Annotated in this window: 17 protein-coding genes; 11 read left to right on the plus strand and 6 right to left on the minus strand. The window is 42.3% G+C overall.

Annotated elements, in window-relative coordinates; genetic code table 11:
• Positions 1-98 precede the first annotated feature (98 nt).
• Both AACS00_RS10480 and phhA read right to left on the minus strand, forming a co-directional pair.
• Positions 99-431 carry a 4a-hydroxytetrahydrobiopterin dehydratase gene (locus tag AACS00_RS10480; protein ID WP_110167366.1) on the minus strand — a complete coding sequence of 111 codons (333 nt, stop codon included), beginning with the start codon at positions 429-431 and terminating at the stop codon, positions 99-101.
• Positions 421-1,215, minus strand: coding sequence for a phenylalanine 4-monooxygenase (gene phhA / locus AACS00_RS10485; protein ID WP_110167367.1), 795 nt, complete (start codon positions 1,213-1,215; stop codon positions 421-423). The genes AACS00_RS10480 and phhA overlap by 11 nt, the downstream gene beginning before the upstream one ends.
• A gap of 243 nt (positions 1,216-1,458) precedes the next feature.
• On the opposite strand from phhA, the gene AACS00_RS10490 reads away from it, so the two are divergent.
• Positions 1,459-3,441, plus strand: coding sequence for an acetoacetate--CoA ligase (locus tag AACS00_RS10490; RefSeq protein ID WP_110167368.1), 1,983 nt, complete (start codon positions 1,459-1,461; stop codon positions 3,439-3,441).
• 58 nt (positions 3,442-3,499) lie between these two features.
• Here the strand turns inward: AACS00_RS10490 and AACS00_RS10495 are convergent, their stop codons facing one another.
• The gene (locus AACS00_RS10495) at positions 3,500-4,081 is read right to left on the minus strand and encodes a class I SAM-dependent DNA methyltransferase (protein ID WP_110167369.1); all 582 of its coding nucleotides are present in this window, start codon (positions 4,079-4,081) and stop codon (positions 3,500-3,502) included.
• Between the two features lie 193 nt (positions 4,082-4,274).
• Here AACS00_RS10495 and AACS00_RS10500 point away from each other — a divergent pair, with 193 nt between their 5' ends.
• Complete coding sequence (locus AACS00_RS10500; protein WP_072670647.1) at positions 4,275-5,153, plus strand: LysR family transcriptional regulator; 879 nt, start codon at positions 4,275-4,277, stop codon at positions 5,151-5,153.
• A gap of 177 nt (positions 5,154-5,330) precedes the next feature.
• The gene (locus tag AACS00_RS10505) at positions 5,331-6,230 is read left to right on the plus strand and encodes a cation diffusion facilitator family transporter (RefSeq protein ID WP_072670648.1); all 900 of its coding nucleotides are present in this window, start codon (positions 5,331-5,333) and stop codon (positions 6,228-6,230) included.
• Between the two features lie 49 nt (positions 6,231-6,279).
• Here the strand turns inward: AACS00_RS10505 and yddG are convergent, their stop codons facing one another.
• Positions 6,280-7,185 (minus strand): aromatic amino acid DMT transporter YddG, encoded by a 906-nt coding sequence (yddG, locus tag AACS00_RS10510; protein ID WP_110167370.1) that lies wholly within the window; start codon positions 7,183-7,185, stop codon positions 6,280-6,282.
• 25 nt (positions 7,186-7,210) lie between these two features.
• Complete coding sequence (locus AACS00_RS10515; protein ID WP_110167371.1) at positions 7,211-7,615, minus strand: OsmC family protein; 405 nt, start codon at positions 7,613-7,615, stop codon at positions 7,211-7,213.
• Between the two features lie 859 nt (positions 7,616-8,474).
• On the opposite strand from AACS00_RS10515, the gene AACS00_RS10520 reads away from it, so the two are divergent.
• The 4 genes from AACS00_RS10520 (at position 8,475) to AACS00_RS10535 (ending at position 12,742) form a co-directional block, all read left to right on the plus strand.
• Entirely contained in the window at positions 8,475-8,948 is a 474-nt protein-coding gene (locus AACS00_RS10520; RefSeq protein ID WP_072670651.1) for a dCMP deaminase family protein, read from the plus strand.
• A gap of 547 nt (positions 8,949-9,495) precedes the next feature.
• On the plus strand, positions 9,496-10,929 hold the full coding sequence (locus tag AACS00_RS10525) for a glyceraldehyde-3-phosphate dehydrogenase (RefSeq protein ID WP_110167372.1): 1,434 nt from the start codon (positions 9,496-9,498) through the stop codon (positions 10,927-10,929).
• A gap of 434 nt (positions 10,930-11,363) precedes the next feature.
• Positions 11,364-12,341, plus strand: coding sequence for a VirK/YbjX family protein (locus tag AACS00_RS10530; protein WP_258306856.1), 978 nt, complete (start codon positions 11,364-11,366; stop codon positions 12,339-12,341).
• A 152-nt stretch (positions 12,342-12,493) separates the two neighbouring features.
• Complete coding sequence (locus AACS00_RS10535; protein ID WP_072670654.1) at positions 12,494-12,742, plus strand: hypothetical protein; 249 nt, start codon at positions 12,494-12,496, stop codon at positions 12,740-12,742.
• Between the two features lie 42 nt (positions 12,743-12,784).
• On the opposite strand, the gene yghU is transcribed toward AACS00_RS10535, so the two are convergent.
• Positions 12,785-13,645 carry a glutathione-dependent disulfide-bond oxidoreductase gene (gene yghU / locus AACS00_RS10540; RefSeq protein ID WP_072670655.1) on the minus strand — a complete coding sequence of 287 codons (861 nt, stop codon included), beginning with the start codon at positions 13,643-13,645 and terminating at the stop codon, positions 12,785-12,787.
• 449 nt (positions 13,646-14,094) lie between these two features.
• Here yghU and cspE point away from each other — a divergent pair, with 449 nt between their 5' ends.
• From cspE to panF, 4 genes are all read left to right on the plus strand, one after another.
• On the plus strand, positions 14,095-14,307 hold the full coding sequence (gene cspE, locus AACS00_RS10545) for a transcription antiterminator/RNA stability regulator CspE (protein ID WP_004397054.1): 213 nt from the start codon (positions 14,095-14,097) through the stop codon (positions 14,305-14,307).
• 258 nt (positions 14,308-14,565) lie between these two features.
• Positions 14,566-14,709 carry a hypothetical protein gene (locus AACS00_RS10550; protein WP_167363660.1) on the plus strand — a complete coding sequence of 48 codons (144 nt, stop codon included), beginning with the start codon at positions 14,566-14,568 and terminating at the stop codon, positions 14,707-14,709.
• 325 nt (positions 14,710-15,034) lie between these two features.
• Entirely contained in the window at positions 15,035-15,316 is a 282-nt protein-coding gene (locus AACS00_RS10555) for a YhdT family protein (RefSeq protein ID WP_072670656.1), read from the plus strand.
• Positions 15,309-16,757 carry a sodium/pantothenate symporter gene (gene panF / locus AACS00_RS10560; protein WP_110167373.1) on the plus strand — a complete coding sequence of 483 codons (1,449 nt, stop codon included), beginning with the start codon at positions 15,309-15,311 and terminating at the stop codon, positions 16,755-16,757. Before AACS00_RS10555 ends, panF begins: the two co-directional genes overlap by 8 nt.
• Positions 16,758-17,075: the final 318 nt, after the last annotated feature.

Below are 17,075 nucleotides of genomic sequence, written 5' to 3' on the forward strand. Positions count from 1 at the left end.
TGACAGTTTTATGAAGATAGAATGAAGGGGCATATGAGGATGAAACTGGGGGGAAGATCACTCAGGCGAAGACTCAATATCGCCTGAGGATCATTCACTTAACGAGGCAGTTTGTCACAGCGTGCAGCACAAATAAAATCGTTATTGTGCAGTCCATGAATGGCATGGGTCCACCAAGTTAATGTCGTTTTACCCCATTCGACTGTGATTTTAGGATGATGATGCATCGCTTCAGCAAGGTTTGCTACCTGCTCAGAAAACGCCCAAGCCTGCTTGAAATTGTTAAACCGATAGACTTTTTCTAACTGCGGAACACCGTCTCGATGCACCAGTGCCCATCCATCAAGCTCACTCAGTAATGTCTGCTGCTGATCTTGAGTTAAAGCAGTTGCGTTGCTATCACAGGCTTCACAACGTAATTCATCCAACATAGTTTTCTTCCTTTACAGTAAATGGCGCGGGTAGTAAGCCTAGTGCCATGGCTTGTTCAACATAATGCATTAAATCTAATTGACTGAGTGAGTAAAGCTCACCTATCTCTTCCAATACGTAATAAACTGGCTGAATATGATCGATTCGATACGGGGTGCGCAGTATTTGCAACAAATCAAATCGTCGATGCTGCGAGTCTGGTTTATCTAGCGCGCAGCGTGTTTCTGCAGGAGAAGAGAGAATACCGCCGCCATAAATTTTGACGTTCCCCTGCTCTTTGACTAAGCCAAACTCAACCGTGAACCAATACAAACGAGCTAAATAAGCCCGTGCTTTAGGAGAAGCACTCTTACCTAATTGACCATATCGATGAGTAAATGCCGCAAAATCAGGGTGCGTTAACATGGCACAGTGACCATAAATTTCATGGAAAAAATCGGGCTCTTGTAAATAATCAAACTCTTGTCGAGAACGTAAAAACGTTGCCGCAGGAAATTTTTTATCGGCCAATAACGCAAAAAAATGATCAAAGCTGATTAAGGCGGGCACGGGGGCAATTTGCCAGCCGGTTTCTCGATCTAAAGTATGATTGAGATCAGATAGCCGTGGCACTCTATCCGCTGACAGTGCCAGTAAATCCAAGCCATCTAAATAGGGCTGGCAAGCGGTCTCACCGACAATCGACTGCTGACGAGCGACAAGATCGTGCCAGACACTATGCTCTTCTTCACTCCAGTCGATCTCACCGTGTTGATTGAGTGATTTAGCAACATAACAACTCATGACGGAATCTCCGTAACACTATTATTACATTTAGCGTATTCACGGTTGCTTCAATCTGCCATTCATGACCAAGGATTGCTCCCGCCCTTTGCGTAACATTTTATTTACAACCATCGCTTGTATTTAGCCTCATTAAGCATGCCTGAGTACGTAATTTTGCTTGTTTATCAATCTTCTTTTTTTGACTTTACAGCAATTTATACAACACTTTGGGTATCTAATATTTGCTAACTTGAGGAAGACATGTCTCACTTTGACCCGATTTGGACGCCCAGCCAACAACGTATTCATGCTTCTGAACTGTACCAATTCATGCAACATCTTCATCAACAAGGCTATACGATGACTCACTATGATGAGTTGCATCAATGGTCGATTGAATCTCCCGAATTGTTTTGGAGTGAGGTCTGGCAATATTGTGATGTGATTGGCTTACGAGGCACGTTATTATCAACTCAAGGTGAAGCTCGTTGGCCACCATTTATGCCCAGTCGAGATACAATTTGGTTTCCACACGCTGAGCTTAATTACGCAGAAAATTTACTCGCTTATGCCTACCAACAACCGGAAAATATTGCCATTTGGTTTAGTAATGAGCGCGGCCAAAGTCGCCATTTAACGTGGCAACAGCTCTCTGATCAAGTCTGCATGATTCAGCTGTGGTTGATACAAAATGGTATCGGTCGGGGCGATGTAGTTGCAGCGTATCTACCGTATATCCCAGAAGCGATCGTGGCTATGCTCGCGACCACCAGTTTAGGGGCAATCTGGACATCAACTTCCCCAGATTTTGGGGTTAACAGCGTGGTTGAGCGTTTTGCACAAGTGGAGCCTAAAATTCTATTTTGCTGCGATGGGTATACCTTTTCAGGTAAAACGCACCAGATGCATGAACAAAACTCCCAAGTAGTGACTCGATTACCGACGCTCAATAATGTCTGCCAAATTGATTATCTGCAAAAGCGCGCCTATAACCCAAGCATCAATGAACACTTTTCCCATTGGGCATCCATTCTCGCTAGCTATACACCAAAAGGATTAACCTACCAACGCGTAGCATTTAATGACCCTTTGTTTATTCTTTACTCTTCAGGCACGACTGGACAGCCTAAGTGCATTATTCATTCTGTCGGAGGAACCCTACTGAATCATCTGAAGGAGCACCAACTGCACTGTGATATCCAAGCTAACGATCGGGTGTTTTACTACACAACCTGTGGCTGGATGATGTGGAATTGGCACGTATCAGCGCTGGCAAGTGGAGCGACTTTAATTATTTTTGATGGTAGCCCAATCTATCCAAATCCCAATGTTCTCTGGCTTTTGGCTGAGCAATCAAAAACAACGCTGTTTGGCACTTCTGCTATTTATCTAGAATCATTACAAAAATCGGGACTTTCGCCCAATCAACATCATCACCTCGCAGATCTTAAAACAATCTGCTCTACTGGCTCAGTGCTCTATCCTCATCAGTTTGATTATGTTTATCAACATATTAAGTCAGATGTACATCTCGCTTCGATTTCTGGAGGCACTGATATTTGTGGCTGTTTTGTCTTGGGTAATCCACTCTCACCCGTCTATCGGGGAGAATGCCAAGTTGCGGGGTTAGGCATGGACGTAGCGGCGTTTAACTCGCGGGGCGAAGCGGTCATACAACAGCGCGGAGAGTTAGTCTGTCGCAACAGTTTCCCTAATCAACCGATTGGCTTTTGGAATGATAGCGGCGAGCGCTACCACAATGCTTACTGGGCTAAGTATCCGAATACTTGGCACCATGGTGACGATGTCATGCGCTCAGAACAAGGCGGATTTATCTTCTATGGCCGAAGTGATACGACACTCAATCCTGGCGGAGTACGCATCGGTACTGCAGAGATTTACCAAGCACTTAAATCGATTACCGAGATAGCGGATGCGGTCGCCGTCGGCCAAAAGCAGCAAGGCGATGAAATTATTGTTCTTTTTGTTGAGTTGTCACAAGGTGCTTCGCTCAACGATCAACTGATCGAGACCATTAAACAACAATTGCGCACCCAATGTTCACCAAGACATGTACCGAAGAAAATCTACCCGATTTCTAAAGTACCGAGAACGCGATCCGGTAAATTGGTCGAGTTAGCGGTTAAGCAAATACTTAATGGGCAAACGGTCGACAATCGTCATGCGATTGATCATCCTGAAGTGCTTGATGAGGTGGCGAGTTACGTCAACGCGACCACCTAATCAACCAACGCCGCACTCTACTCACATCGTTGGAGAGACTCAAACCAGACGTGTGCGGTTATTTACGTCCTAGTGCAAAAAAGGCAGCTTGTGGTCCATCCGGGGTATCAATAACAAACGCTTGTGCAACCTCAATAGTCGTAAAGCCGGCTTGGGTAAAAGCTTGTCTGACGTTGAGTTCATGTAGATGGTGAGCAACCAACGCATTGTCTGCTAACCAATCCCACTGAATAAACAAACCACCTTCGTCTAGTAACGAGTAAATAATATCGACCACTTGTGGAAAGTCATCAACATAAGCACACACGGAAGCGGCGACGACAAGATCAAACTGCTTTCGAAAAGCTGGATGTTGAGCCACTAAGCCGCGCGTTAAACTATCAACCACAGGCTCAACATTAGGCAGCTCTTTTTTATCGAGCTCCTCAATCATCGATTCTGAGCAATCTAATGCGACGATATTTTTCGCCAGAGGAGACATCATCTGACTTAAGAAACCCGTTCCACAGCCATAATCAAGAATATGCTTGCCATCCAAGGACGTTAAGGTTTTCAGTTGCTGAAATACCTGCTGAACAAACAGCGTGTTTGTTGTATTGTTTTCCCAATCTTTCGCGAGATTATCCCAGTCGTGTACCATCATGGTCTCCGTATTACGTCTTGTATTCTGGTAATATGCCAAGATTAAACCAAAATAGAGTCAACTTCATAGCGTTAGCGAACAATCTTGGTTAAGAAAATACAATATTCATCGTAATGCTGAGAAAATCGACAATGAAAGTGGAAGTGATCAGCCTTGATTAACCTCGCTCCCGTTTAATAATGGAACCCTCATGAACCTATCACAAATAGAAGCATTTTGTGCTATCGCCGATGCAGGCTCAGTTTCCGAGGCGGCTCGCCAACTGGAATGTAACCGAACCAAACTGAGTATGGCGGTAAAAGCGCTGGAAAATGAACTTAAGGTTGAGCTATTCGTTCGCAGTGGTAATCAAGTCACATTATCGGAAGCAGGCAAGGCTATCTACAAAGACTGCCAAAGCTTATTAATTACAGCGACCAGAATTAAACGCACCTGCTCACAAGTGTGTGATGAATTTGCCGCTGAAATGTGGATTGCCCGGGATGACTCTCTGCCTGATGTGTTATGGCAAGATTTGGCTCATTCGTTGAATAAATTATTTCCTAATACATCCTTTAACATCGTCTTAGCTTCGAGTGGTGATCTAGCCAGCTTAGTGGCAACCGAGCAAGTGGACTTTGCGTTTGGTGTCGATTACGAGCGATTGGATGATCCTCGTATCAGTTATCAGCCACTTGGAAAAATCCGCATGATGTCGGTCTGTAGCGTCAGTCATCCTTTAACCAAACTCAAACGAGTTTCCGATGAAGACTTACGTAAATCTATGCAAGCGGTGATGGTCTACTTAAATGATCAAGATAACTCCAATCTTGAACCCTTTTCTCGTCGTTATATTGGCTTCTCAAGTTTTGAATATATGCTGGCGACCATATTGACCGAAAGTGCTTGGGGTGTGTTACCTGAGCCATTAATTCGTCATCATCTGCGCGAACAACGTTTAACCGTTATTCGCCATACCTACGGCTTAACTCAAGAAGATTATTGCATGTATACCATCCCCGGCGGTGCTGAAAATCCAGCCATGCTTTGGCTAGCCGATAAGCTAAGTGACTACCTATTTGACTTTTAAATAACCAATGGCAGTCAGAGTCAATTTTATTGACAGCAAAAAGACACCATAACTCATTGTTTTAAAATTAGTTTTTACTTTAATCATGTTTTTTATTTAGATCTGTAAGTAAATTGCCATTGTAATAGGCCGATTTTAAGCCAAAATACGTTTAGTTTTTAAATCGGTAGATGTTTTATGTGTGCTCAAACAAGTTTAAATGAAAATCGTGTCTTAACCTTCTCCGCCCTTATCGCATCAGTATTTGCCCTTGGCGGATTAGTGGTTGGTTTACTTGTAGGGTCATTAGTTATTGTCTTTGATGGAGTCTACTCTCTCATCAGTTTACTGTTAACATTATTGTCGCTGGTCGCTTCACGTTATATACGTAAGCCGTCTGATGCGCAGTTCCCTTTTGGTCGTGCGCTATTTGAACCTGCGGTTATTGTTATCAAAGGCAGCGTGATCTTACTACTCGTCACCTACTCACTCTATTCTGCGATCGGTGCTTTAGTCACTGGCGGTAGAGAAGTCGATGCTTCGATTGCGACCCTTTTTGGTACAATCAACGTTATCGGCTGTGGCTTAGCATGGTGGTATATGGCAAAACTTAGCAAACGCCACGCTTCAGGCCTGATTGGTGCAGAGGTAAAACAATGGCAAATGGATACACTGCTCAGCCTTGCAGTAACCATCGGCTTTATTGTGGCACTGGGTGTGACTTTTACCCCCTTCGCTCACTATGCGGTCTATGCTGACCCACTGATGATGCTTGCTATGTCGTTTTATTTTTTAAAAGTACCTTTCGGGATGGTGAGAAATGCATTACGCGAAATATTCCTCATGTCACCGAGTAAAGATATTTGTAAGCGCGTTGATCAAAGTATTATCGATGCCTGTAAAGAATCAGAACAAGATATTGAATTAACCGGAGTGACCAAAGTCGGTCCAGAATTATGGGTAGATGTGGATATCTATCCTGAAGACAACAGTGATGTAATTTTAGTCGATGATATCGAACAAACCAGAAAAACCATCGCTAAGCGTTTATCTGGGTTACCACTGAAACTACAAATTAACGTCAATATCGCTCGTTAATCACTGTTTACCCTAACCGATAAACCCGCCATTTACGGCGGGTTTATTTTTAGGTGGTAGCTTCAATCAGTTTAGGTTTATCACGCGTTAACCACCAACAGAGTAATGAACCTAACGTCACCATTGCAACCCCTTGCCAAAAGCTGGTATCGAGTATCACACCAAGAATTAACGATGAAAAAAGCGTCGATATTACAGGGGTAAAATAAGAGAGTGTGGCTAATAACAACATATTGCCACGCAAAATAGCGATATTCCATAATGCATAACCACTGCCCATCACCACACCAGTCAGTATGACATTAAAGGTGGTGATTGGGCTAAAGCTCAATGGCCCTTCTTGGCTTAGCGCGTACTTTATCCATAGCACTATCGCTGTAGCGATAAAAAACAGAGCGATAGCATTTTGACCTTTTGCAATTAATTTCGTCACGTTGCAATAGATTGCCCAAATCACCGCCCCCATAAAGGCCAACCCATAGGTCAAAGGATTACTGGCAATATTATTTACCACATGAGTGATAGAGAATCCGGCGTCTCCCGTTAAAGTCCAAACAACGCCAGTAAAGGCCAGACCAACACTCGGATAAAGCCAAACGCTGACCGTTTTTTTACTTAAGATAACCGCTAGTACTACCGTGATCGCTGGCCATAAGTAATTAATCACCGCCATCTCTAAAGCCTGATAGCGGTTATTGGCCATACCTATCGCTAATGCCAAGCAGATTTCATAACTGACAAATAATCCTCCTCCAATCAATAGATAGCGAAGAGAAAAATGTTGCCGTTTAGGGACACCAAGCACGACGATTAAAAAGAGAGCGGCAATAGTATAGAGTAAAGCTGCACCACCAATCGGTCCGAAAGCTTCAGCCACAGTGCGCATTAAACCAATCATTGCTCCCCACAATAAAATGGCAGCAATCCCACATCCTGTATATTTAAAATGGCTCATGCCTGTTCCCTTTTCTGCTCATTAGTTAAGCATTAATGACTTCCCAACTGTGGGTGAGCTCAATACTTTCACCGAGCATTAAACAAACTGAGCAGTATTTATTGAGTGAATCTGCCACCACTTGTTCAACAATTTCTGACGATACCTTATTCCCTTCAATCGTAAAATGCAGATTAATATGAGTAAAAAGACGCGGAGCCGTTTCTCGACGCTCAGTGATCAACGATACACGACATCCCGTTACCGCTTGCTGAGCTTGCTTTAAGCCATTAACCACATCCACTGAGCTACATCCCCCAGCGGCCATCAACACCATTTCCATCGGGCTGGGCGCAGAGGAGCCTGCATTACCATCCATCACGATAGAGTGTCCTGATGGTGATTGACCAATAAATCTTAATCCATCAACCCATTGTACTTCTGCTTGCATCGAATAACTCCTATCTTTAGCCTACATTGGCCTTGCAAAGTGAATATTATCTTTAAGATAAACGGGGCTTCATCGTGACGAACCGATGACCATCACAGCAATATATCTAAGGCAATGAAAAAAGCCAGTGAGTAATATAAAAGAAAACCCCACTAAGCTTACGCCTAGTGGGGTTCAGTTCTTACTCGCAGCAATCCGGCTACTAATCAAGTGCTCCCTGCATCAATTCCTTGATAGTCTGCTATATCCATTAGCACATTCCGTTTCATCGCCATCCTAGCGGTGTCCCTTGCTCTATCATCCTGATAGACGTGCCTTATTCCTTTAAGATGTCCATTAACCATCCGTGATAACCATCCTAGTTATTCGCGTCCTGCTAATGTCTTTCGCTTTCCTTGCCGATGTTTCATCCTGAATCATCGAATCTTCTTCCTGAAGATGACCTATCCTTGGGTCTTTCCTGTTCCGTGTCGGCTTCCTGCTGACAAATTCAGAATACGACAACCTGGTTTTTCAGCAAGGCCGTTCATTGACACTACTATTAAAAATAGTAACCCATCATATAGATAAACAAATAAAAACAATAAGTTAAGAACAAAATCACCATTTAAGCCATGATAAGAAACGCATATATCGCACATTGATTGTAAGAGATTTCTCACAAAGCCTATCGCTAAATATCCCATTCTGGTTTTGAGAAGGGTTACGCAAAGCGAGAGGTTTGTCTCACTCTAGTAACAAGGGGGACTGAATCGATCAACGTTTATCTAGCGTCTAGGCAGCAAAATTTATCTAGACTAAGCTCAATAAAATCACGATCATAAGCAATAAATAACGTTACGTTAAGGAAACCAATATTATGATTTCAAAATGGGCGCAACGCTTCTATCAAATGGCCGAGCTGGTTGGCTCTTGGAGTAAAGATCCGTCTACTCAAGTTGGTGCCGTAATCACTAAACAAAATCGCATTGTCTCTGTCGGCTTTAATGGTTATCCACACGGGATCTCTGACAGTGCAAACACCGACGACCGAGATATGAAATATTTAAAAACATTGCACGCTGAAGAAAACGCCATTCTCTTCGCTAAACGTGATTTGGATGGCTGTGAAATTTATGTCACTCACTTTCCGTGCCCCAATTGCGCGGCCAAAATCATTCAAACTGGTATTTCTGCGGTGCATTGCCCTGAACAATCTGATGATTTTCTTTCCCGTTGGGGCGAAAAAATAAAGGTGAGCCAAGATATGTTTTTACAAGCAGGGGTAAAAGTGAATTGGTTACCTTTGGCTGAACTCAAACCGATCAATCAGATCCCACCAACGAATCTCTAATTAATACCACCAGTAACCACTTAAGAGTGCCTTGTCTGGTAACCACCGTTCATTCACAAACAGGTAGGTGAAAATTAACCTACCTTGTTCTTGCCAATAACCCTAATCAATTAAGAACTACTTTCAGATCGCGAACACATTCAAACCACATGGATTAAATCACGCTGATCAATACCGATTAACCTGCTGAATAAATAGGTATTTTAGATTGAAATCACAAAAATTAAGTAACTAATTTTTCTCTTTCAAATACAACTATGATTTCAATGCATATCCTCACGAAATAAGTGACATTAATTAAAATTGTCAATACCGATTTAACCCTGAAAAACCCCGTTAAAAAACCAGAAAATAGTAGAACTACAGCCTAATATATGGCCATTAATTTTACTAGCAGAATAACCGCTCAAGATTTACAATCCCGACACAATCCAATAACAAGCTAGCTCAATACTAAACACAATACAAATTGTGATGGTTGAGCACGTGATGCTTATCGCTTGCGGTGACATCACGTTTAACCCTACGTGAAAGGTCTTAAGTCAACATGAGCCCAGAAAAACATCGCCTCGATTGGCAAATCAGCCAAACCATCGCTGAATCTATGTCGCCTCTGATTGGCAAACTTTACCGACAAGCAGGTGTAGAAATCTTATTGTTTGGTAAAACGCTGATCAATGCGACCACGATTGACATCATCAAAGCTCATAAAATTGCGAGTCGCTATATCGGGGAATCTTTATCTCTTGAACAAACCATACCTTTGCTCACTTCACTGGCAGAGATGACCCTATCGCCTTGTAAAATCGATATTGGCCAATTAGCACATCGTTATTGGCAACATCATGATGACGCCGATGCTATGCAAGATTACTTGCATACGGCACTTGTTGAAGCGGTGAACGGCCAACCTATGAATCAACCGAAAGACGTTGTGCTTTATGGTTTTGGACGTATTGGCCGTTTATTGGCTCGTTTATTAATAGAAAAAAGTGGTCCGGGTTACCCATTACGCTTACGTGCGATTGTCGTTCGTGGCGGTAAAGACGGAGATTTAGAAAAACGAGCCAATCTATTGAGACGAGATTCCGTCCATGGCCAGTTCAACGGTAGTATTATTATCGATAGTGAACGCAAGGCACTGATTGCCAATGGCAACTATATCCAAATGATCTATGCTGACTCACCGCAAGAGGTCGATTATAGCCACTATGGTATTCACGATGCGCTTGTCGTTGATAACACCGGTGTGTGGCGCGACAGTGAAGGGTTGAGCCGTCATTTAGCTTCTCCAGGTGCGAGTAAGGTTTTGCTCACCGCGCCCGGTAAAGGCGATATTAAAAATGTGGTTTTTGGCGTCAATGAATCGGTGATTACCGCTGACGATACGATTATATCGGCGGCAAGTTGTACAACGAATGCGATTACGCCAATTCTTAAAGCAATGCACGATCAATATGGTGTCCTATCTGGGCATATTGAAACCGTTCATTCTTATACCAACGATCAAAATTTGATTGATAACTTCCACAAAGGTGAACGTCGTGGCCGATCTGCGTCTCTGAATATGGTGCTGACTTCTACAGGTGCAGCGAAAGCCGTCGCCAAAGCGTTACCCGAGCTAGCAGGAAAATTAACTGGGAATTCGATTCGCGTACCGACACCTAATGTGTCCATGGTGGTTGCTAACTTAAATCTAGCCAAATCCGTCGATAAAGAGTCGTTAAACCACTATTTAAGACAAATTGCAACCCACTCCCCTCTTTCCGCGCAGGTTGACTATACCGACTCAACTGAAATCGTTTCGAGCGATTTAGTCGGTTCACGTCATGCTGGCGTCGTTGATGGTGCTGCGACTATCGCCCAAGACAATCGCTGCGTTTTATATGTCTGGTACGACAACGAATTTGGTTACAGTTGCCAAGTGATCCACTGTATGGAACAAATGATGGGAGTGCGTTACAAAACGTATCCTCAATAATCTTAACTGGCTCCACAACATAATAACAATAAACCGAATGTGCTGAGCGAAAAGCGGCGGAACGAGTTACGACGCTTTTATATTGTTGGATAGCCAATGATGCTCAGGACAGATGGATTAATCCCCCCATTGCCGCTTATCACGACCGATAGGCGGCTTTTTTATTTTGATCCACTAACGATACTCTGCTCTCGGGTTATGGCTAACTCATATAACTTACAGTTATTAATCAAGGTCAATCAATACATTGATATAACTACAATTCAGGCTTTCGTTGACAGAAAAAGGACAATAGATCAGGAATTATGATTAAGAGATAAGCAAAGCGCAGCGTTATTAATAAGTGAGCACTATACATCACCTCGATTAAGACAATCCCATACAAAAAAGTACACAAACACTGTAGCGGCCTGCTTGGCTGTAGGTAATAATACTTGCTGGATATTATCTTTATTATAGTAGTGGTAATTCGTGTGCGTTTAAAATTAGCCTCGGCAGCTCATGCCCAAAGCCAAAAGCATAAATTGAGAGATATCAGTAAGTTTATTATTAGGTCTTATCTTTATCCTCGTCATTTCCAAAAGATGGTAAATTTATTCCATCATGAGCGTCGGCAACATATTTTTATCCGTCAGCCAAATTATATTATGAAATGTATGATTCCATTTCTACATATTGGTTTAAGTAAAAGTGATGTTATACAGCTCCTCGATGACCACCATTCATGGCTAGAGGCCACGTTTTCTCGTGCCGCTATTTTAAGAATACATACAGATAAATTATATTTAGGCAACATAAATATTGACGATAAAAATTATCAGCTTACTTTAAGCTTCGATGGAAGAATACGTAAAGAAGCTGAATTAGCATTATCATTAGAAGATAGTATCGGCCATACTTATTATACTTTAGGCTTCACGATTCAGAACGATCTATTATTAATTGGTTGTATGCAAGGTACTATTAATGATAATGGTTTTAGTCGCACATTCACCAAAACTATCTATGGTTTAAGGCCTAAATCATTTATGGTTGAAGCGGTTCAATTTATCGCTCAATATTTAGATATAAAATCGATTTATGCGGTTAAAAATTCAGCCCATATTTATAACGCAAAGCGATATGGTAAAAAAAGCGATACCATCAATTTAGACTATGACCAATTATGGCAAGAACACGATGGCATAGAGCACAATCGTTGGTTTTACTCTTTACCCTTGTATGCTAAGCGTCGCACAATGGAAGAAATAAAGCGTCCGAAACGCAAAATGTACCGTGAGCGATATGCATGGTTAGACGCTTACCAGCAGCAACTCTATGCCTTGTTGCAGCCATCATTACTCTATCCTCATAATCTTAAGATGAGTATAGCTGAGCAAGTCGCTTGGCTAACCGATGACTCAACTCAATAACCCATTAGCCAGCGTCCATAATAGGGAGGGCGACACATTCTCCCTATGTGAAACTTTTCATCAACGTTAATACCATTTGAATAAGCATCGTTCATGTTTTCTTCATCACAGATGAGGTATGATAAATTGATATCGATTTAGGGAGACTGTTTATGTATCGAGTATTAGTAACCACCTTGACATTAATCTGCGGTTTTTTCGCCTTAATCTTTGGCTTACTACTCGCGATTCCACTCACCTTGATCGCCATCATCAGCGGTAAGCGGTTAGAAAGGCAGCTAAGACGCCGCCCTTTTCATCAAGCTCACAATAACGAAAGTGAACATGTTATTGAAGGTGAGTTCGAAGAAGTACCACATCGGGAACAACATTCCGAACAACGTAGCGATCACCGTCAATAACATTTAAGGTGGCGTTTTACTCGTTCACTGGACGATTTCAACTTACTTCGGTTGCAGTGCCAATATGCGATCAATATCTTGTGCGTTATGACGCTCAGCTAACTGCTCCCAAGCCTCTCCCCATGTTCGGTTGACAATTCGACCACGTTGCACTGCCGGACGTTCTGCAATGGTTTTCGCCCAACGTTGTACGTGTTGATAAGATTGCACATCCAGAAACTCAGCCGCATTGTAAGCATTGCCTAACACTAGATTGCCATACCAAGGCCAAATCGCCACATCAGCAATCGTATATTCTTCACCCGCAATATAAGTCTGTTTGGCCAGTTGTTTGTCTAACACATCCAGTTGACGTTTCGCTTCCATTGCAAATCGATTGATAGGATAAGCAAACTTTTCTGGAGCATAAGCATAAAAGTGACCAAATCCACCGCCCAAATAAGGCGCCGAACCTTGTAACCAAAACAACCAATTCATCACTTCTGTCCGTTTGGGTAAAGCTTGTGGTAAATAATGACCAAATTTTTCAGCAAGATAAAGCAAAATATTGCCCGATTCAAAAACGCGAATCGGCGATGCTAACGAACGATCCATCAATGCAGGGATTTTCGAGTTAGGATTAACCTCAACAAATCCAGATCCGAATTGCTCACCATCACCAATTTTTATCAAAAAGGCATCATACTCCGCTTGTTTAACACCTAATGCTAATAACTCTTCAAGCAAAATAGTCACTTTTTGCCCGTTAGGTGTTCCCATTGAGTACAGTTGAATCGGGTGTTGACCTATCGGTAACACCTGTTCAAAACGAGCACCAGAATCAGGTCGGTTAATACTTGCCCATTGTCCGCCATTTTCACTCTCCATGGTCCAAACCTTAGGTGGTATATATGCTTGTGTCATTACACTCTCCTTGCTTGTTATTATCTTGTCAGTAAATCTTGCCAAAACATCGTTTATACCCAAACGACTGGAAGTTGCAGGTAGACGGTAAGTGAGTGAATCCCCATGAGCATAGGCAAATGATGCGATTGGGGAGCCAACACCGCTGCTGCTTCAAGTAGGAAGAAGATACTCATTGTTAATTAACTAAGATATTGGGGCAGTTTCCAAACGTTCAAGCGATACCACGATCATCTCGGAATAAATAAGTCTCGCTATTTATTCGGCAACGTGTATAGTGAACTTGGCTCTTAAAGCAGAGTTGTTAATGTGACATAAAGTGTAAGTTTTTGATCAGAAAACCATCGATACCCTTCGTTTAGTGCCTGTACAAGTTTACCTTCATCTACCATTCAATTGCTTATCTATCAGCCAACATTAATTTAGTATCATAAAATATAGAGGTAATTATGTCAGGTAAAGTGACAGGTTCAGTAAAATGGTTCAACGAAACTAAAGGTTTCGGTTTTCTTACTCCAGATAACGGCGGAAGTGATGTTTTTGTTCACTTCAACTCAATCGCTTCTGAAGGATTCAAAACTCTCGCTGAAGGCCAAAAAGTAAGCTTCAACGTTGAGCAGGGCAAAAAAGGCCCTCAAGCAGAACAAGTAACCGTTCTGTAATAGAATGTTGATGGCGTGATACTTTATCACGCCATTGTTTTATCCATCACTTCCTTCTCCGCTTTGAGAAAAGCTTGCCACTCACGATACCGCACGACCAATATTTCTCGTTGAAATAACACTGAAATAGAGGTGTTAACGATGATGCACGGATTACATTCACTTTTGTGCAACAAATCTAATAACTCGGTTCTTAAGCTGGCCTTTAATCCTCATTAGTGTACTAATAGGAATCATTTTTTAATGGATGATACCAACATGGCAAAAGCCCCAAAAAAAACCAAAACAACCGCTCCTCAAGCAGATAGCAATGAGAAAACTCCGTTAACTCAACACCAAACGCGTAAAAAAATTGAAGATATTCTTGAGCAAAGAGCCTTTGAAAAACAGTATGGTGAGTAAATTACCTCAGGCCGATTGCCTTTTAGCAGCCGTCATTCGCTAAAAGGCCAACGCCTCACCCTCTCTCCCCATTTTCTTAGTTAAGTTAACCATGTTGAATTAATTAATACGTATCCGCACCAAACCACTCTGTCAACTTCATGCAATATTTTTTGTTTCTAACGATAGATTTGTAATACCATACCCCCCCTTAGAAACCAGCACCTCCCAAACTGTTCGCTCTTGCCATCATCGGCTTTGTTCAACATTAGGATTAAGCACACAGATAGCGATAATCCGATGTTGGCTCCAAGTTGCTAGGGATGCCTAATCACTGAGGATACGGATGAACAACCAACAACGTATTATTCAACAAACTCACCGCGAAGCATTAGCTGCCCTACTTCTCGCTTTGAGTTACTTTATCTGGTGGTATATCACGGCTTACGGCTTCTCTGCACCTTTTGATGATCTTGAATTGCCACCGCTCTACTTCGGAATGCCACTGTGGTTTTTACTCTCTTGTCTTGTAGGCCCGCTGATATTTACTCTGCTCTGTGCCTTAATGGTCAAATTCATTTATCGCGATATTAGTCTTGAACCAGATGTGAAAACCTACGATGAATAACCAACTTCTCTTACCTCTTATTATTTACTTAATAGGCGTATTTGCGATCGCTTTTTTTAGCCGACGTAGAACAACAGATGGCGGCTTTCTTAATGAATACTTTCTTGGTGGGCGCAGTATGGGAGGCTTTGTACTTGCGATGACGCTCGCGGCGACTTATGCCAGTGCTAGCAGCTTTATTGGTGGGCCGGGGGCCGCTTACAAGCTTGGTTTAGGTTGGGTCTTGTTAGCGATGATCCAGTTACCAGCAACTTGGTTAACGCTCGGTGTATTAGGCAAAAAGTTTGCAATTGAAGCTCGTCGTCATAATGCTTTGACTCTCAATGATATGTTATACGCTCGCTTCAAAAGTCGCAGTGTGGTCATATTGGCATCGACGTCTTTATTACTGGCATTTTTTGGTACGATGGTCGTACAATTTGTCGGTGGAGCACGCCTATTACAAACGGTTACTGGGCTCTCTTATCAACATGGTTTAATGCTGTTTGCTTTTACTGTTGGTCTTTATACAACAATCGGCGGGTTTCGTGCGGTAGTAATGACCGATACCGTGCAAGGGATCATGATGTTAATCGGAACTTTTGTGTTGTTAGCAGGGGTTATCCACGCTGGCGGTAGCCTTGGTACACTAGTCACGGAACTGCATCGTATTGATCCTGCGTTAATTACCCCCTACGGCCCCGATCAATTCCTCAGTCAGCCATTTATGTTGAGCTTTTGGATACTGGTTTGCTTTGGTGTGATTGGGTTACCCCATGCCGCCGTTCGTTGTATGTCTTATAAAGACAGTCAATCGTTACACAAAGGTATAATCTTAAGCACCATCATGATGGCTTTGTTGATGTTTGGCACCCATTTATCGGGAGCATTAGGGCGCGCTATCGTGCCGGATCTTACTAGCCCAGATCAAATCATGCCGACCTTAATGATCACCGTTCTTCCGCCTTTATTGGCAGGAATTTTCCTCGCCGGCCCCATGGCCGCGATTATGTCGAGTATTGATTCACAGCTAATCCAAGCCTCGGCGACATTATTAAAAGATCTCTATCTTAACTATATTAATCCCAGACTTATCGATGAGCCGCAGGCAGAAAGTAAGCTGACTCGTTTATCTTTATGGGTGACGATGATTTTTGCTTTGTTAGTTTTTTTTGCTGCAACCAATCCACCGGAGATGATCGTTTGGCTTAACTTAATGGCACTCGGAGGCTTACAAGCGGTATTTCTCTGGCCTTTGGTACTCGGCTTATATTGGAAAAAATCTTCATCAACTGGCGCATTAAGTTCAATGATAGTAGGGCTCACCACCTACACGAGTTTAATGTGGTTAAAACCTGATTTAGCCGGAATCCATCCCATCGTTCCCACCCTACTGTGTGGATTGCTCAGTTTTATTATGATGAGTTATCTAAAACCGGACACAGTGCAACCACTTGCATAAAGAATGGCTGAACGTTAAGTAAACCAAGTAAAATGCATTTCGATCTTTATTATTCTTTAGATGACCACAAGGTTAATAGAGACAAAAAAGTGCCTATAAGCTCGAAGGAGAACATCACTAAGTATGTTGGTATGGAATATGAGTGAAATTCTTTAAATTCATTACATAAGAATTATTCCATAAGATATCAGGCGTTAAACGTAAACTATAACTCTTTGTTATCTATACACAAGCTCTGTAATAACGAGCCAATATTAAAAATAATTCTCGCTATTTAGGATTCTGTGTGTATAGTTAAAGTTGGCTCTTACAGAAGAG

This window comes from Vibrio sp. 11986-1-5, from assembly GCF_963878025.1.
Classification (GTDB): Bacteria; Pseudomonadota; Gammaproteobacteria; order Enterobacterales; family Vibrionaceae; genus Vibrio; species Vibrio injensis.

What these genes read in the sequence shown, in the direction of transcription:
- AACS00_RS10480 (WP_110167366.1), bottom strand. Translation starts at nt 431, where the DNA reads ATGTTGGATGAATTACGTTGTGAAGCCTGTGATAGCAACGCAACTGCT.
- phhA (WP_110167367.1), bottom strand. Translation starts at nt 1,215, where the DNA reads ATGAGTTGTTATGTTGCTAAATCACTCAATCAACACGGTGAGATCGAC.
- AACS00_RS10490 (WP_110167368.1), top strand. Translation starts at nt 1,459, where the DNA reads ATGTCTCACTTTGACCCGATTTGGACGCCCAGCCAACAACGTATTCAT.
- AACS00_RS10495 (WP_110167369.1), bottom strand. Translation starts at nt 4,081, where the DNA reads ATGGTACACGACTGGGATAATCTCGCGAAAGATTGGGAAAACAATACA.
- AACS00_RS10500 (WP_072670647.1), top strand. Translation starts at nt 4,275, where the DNA reads ATGAACCTATCACAAATAGAAGCATTTTGTGCTATCGCCGATGCAGGC.
- AACS00_RS10505 (WP_072670648.1), top strand. Translation starts at nt 5,331, where the DNA reads ATGTGTGCTCAAACAAGTTTAAATGAAAATCGTGTCTTAACCTTCTCC.
- yddG (WP_110167370.1), bottom strand. Translation starts at nt 7,185, where the DNA reads ATGAGCCATTTTAAATATACAGGATGTGGGATTGCTGCCATTTTATTG.
- AACS00_RS10515 (WP_110167371.1), bottom strand. Translation starts at nt 7,615, where the DNA reads ATGCAAGCAGAAGTACAATGGGTTGATGGATTAAGATTTATTGGTCAA.
- AACS00_RS10520 (WP_072670651.1), top strand. Translation starts at nt 8,475, where the DNA reads ATGATTTCAAAATGGGCGCAACGCTTCTATCAAATGGCCGAGCTGGTT.
- AACS00_RS10525 (WP_110167372.1), top strand. Translation starts at nt 9,496, where the DNA reads ATGAGCCCAGAAAAACATCGCCTCGATTGGCAAATCAGCCAAACCATC.
- AACS00_RS10535 (WP_072670654.1), top strand. Translation starts at nt 12,494, where the DNA reads ATGTATCGAGTATTAGTAACCACCTTGACATTAATCTGCGGTTTTTTC.
- yghU (WP_072670655.1), bottom strand. Translation starts at nt 13,645, where the DNA reads ATGACACAAGCATATATACCACCTAAGGTTTGGACCATGGAGAGTGAA.
- cspE (WP_004397054.1), top strand. Translation starts at nt 14,095, where the DNA reads ATGTCAGGTAAAGTGACAGGTTCAGTAAAATGGTTCAACGAAACTAAA.
- AACS00_RS10550 (WP_167363660.1), top strand. Translation starts at nt 14,566, where the DNA reads ATGGCAAAAGCCCCAAAAAAAACCAAAACAACCGCTCCTCAAGCAGAT.
- AACS00_RS10555 (WP_072670656.1), top strand. Translation starts at nt 15,035, where the DNA reads ATGAACAACCAACAACGTATTATTCAACAAACTCACCGCGAAGCATTA.
- panF (WP_110167373.1), top strand. Translation starts at nt 15,309, where the DNA reads ATGAATAACCAACTTCTCTTACCTCTTATTATTTACTTAATAGGCGTA.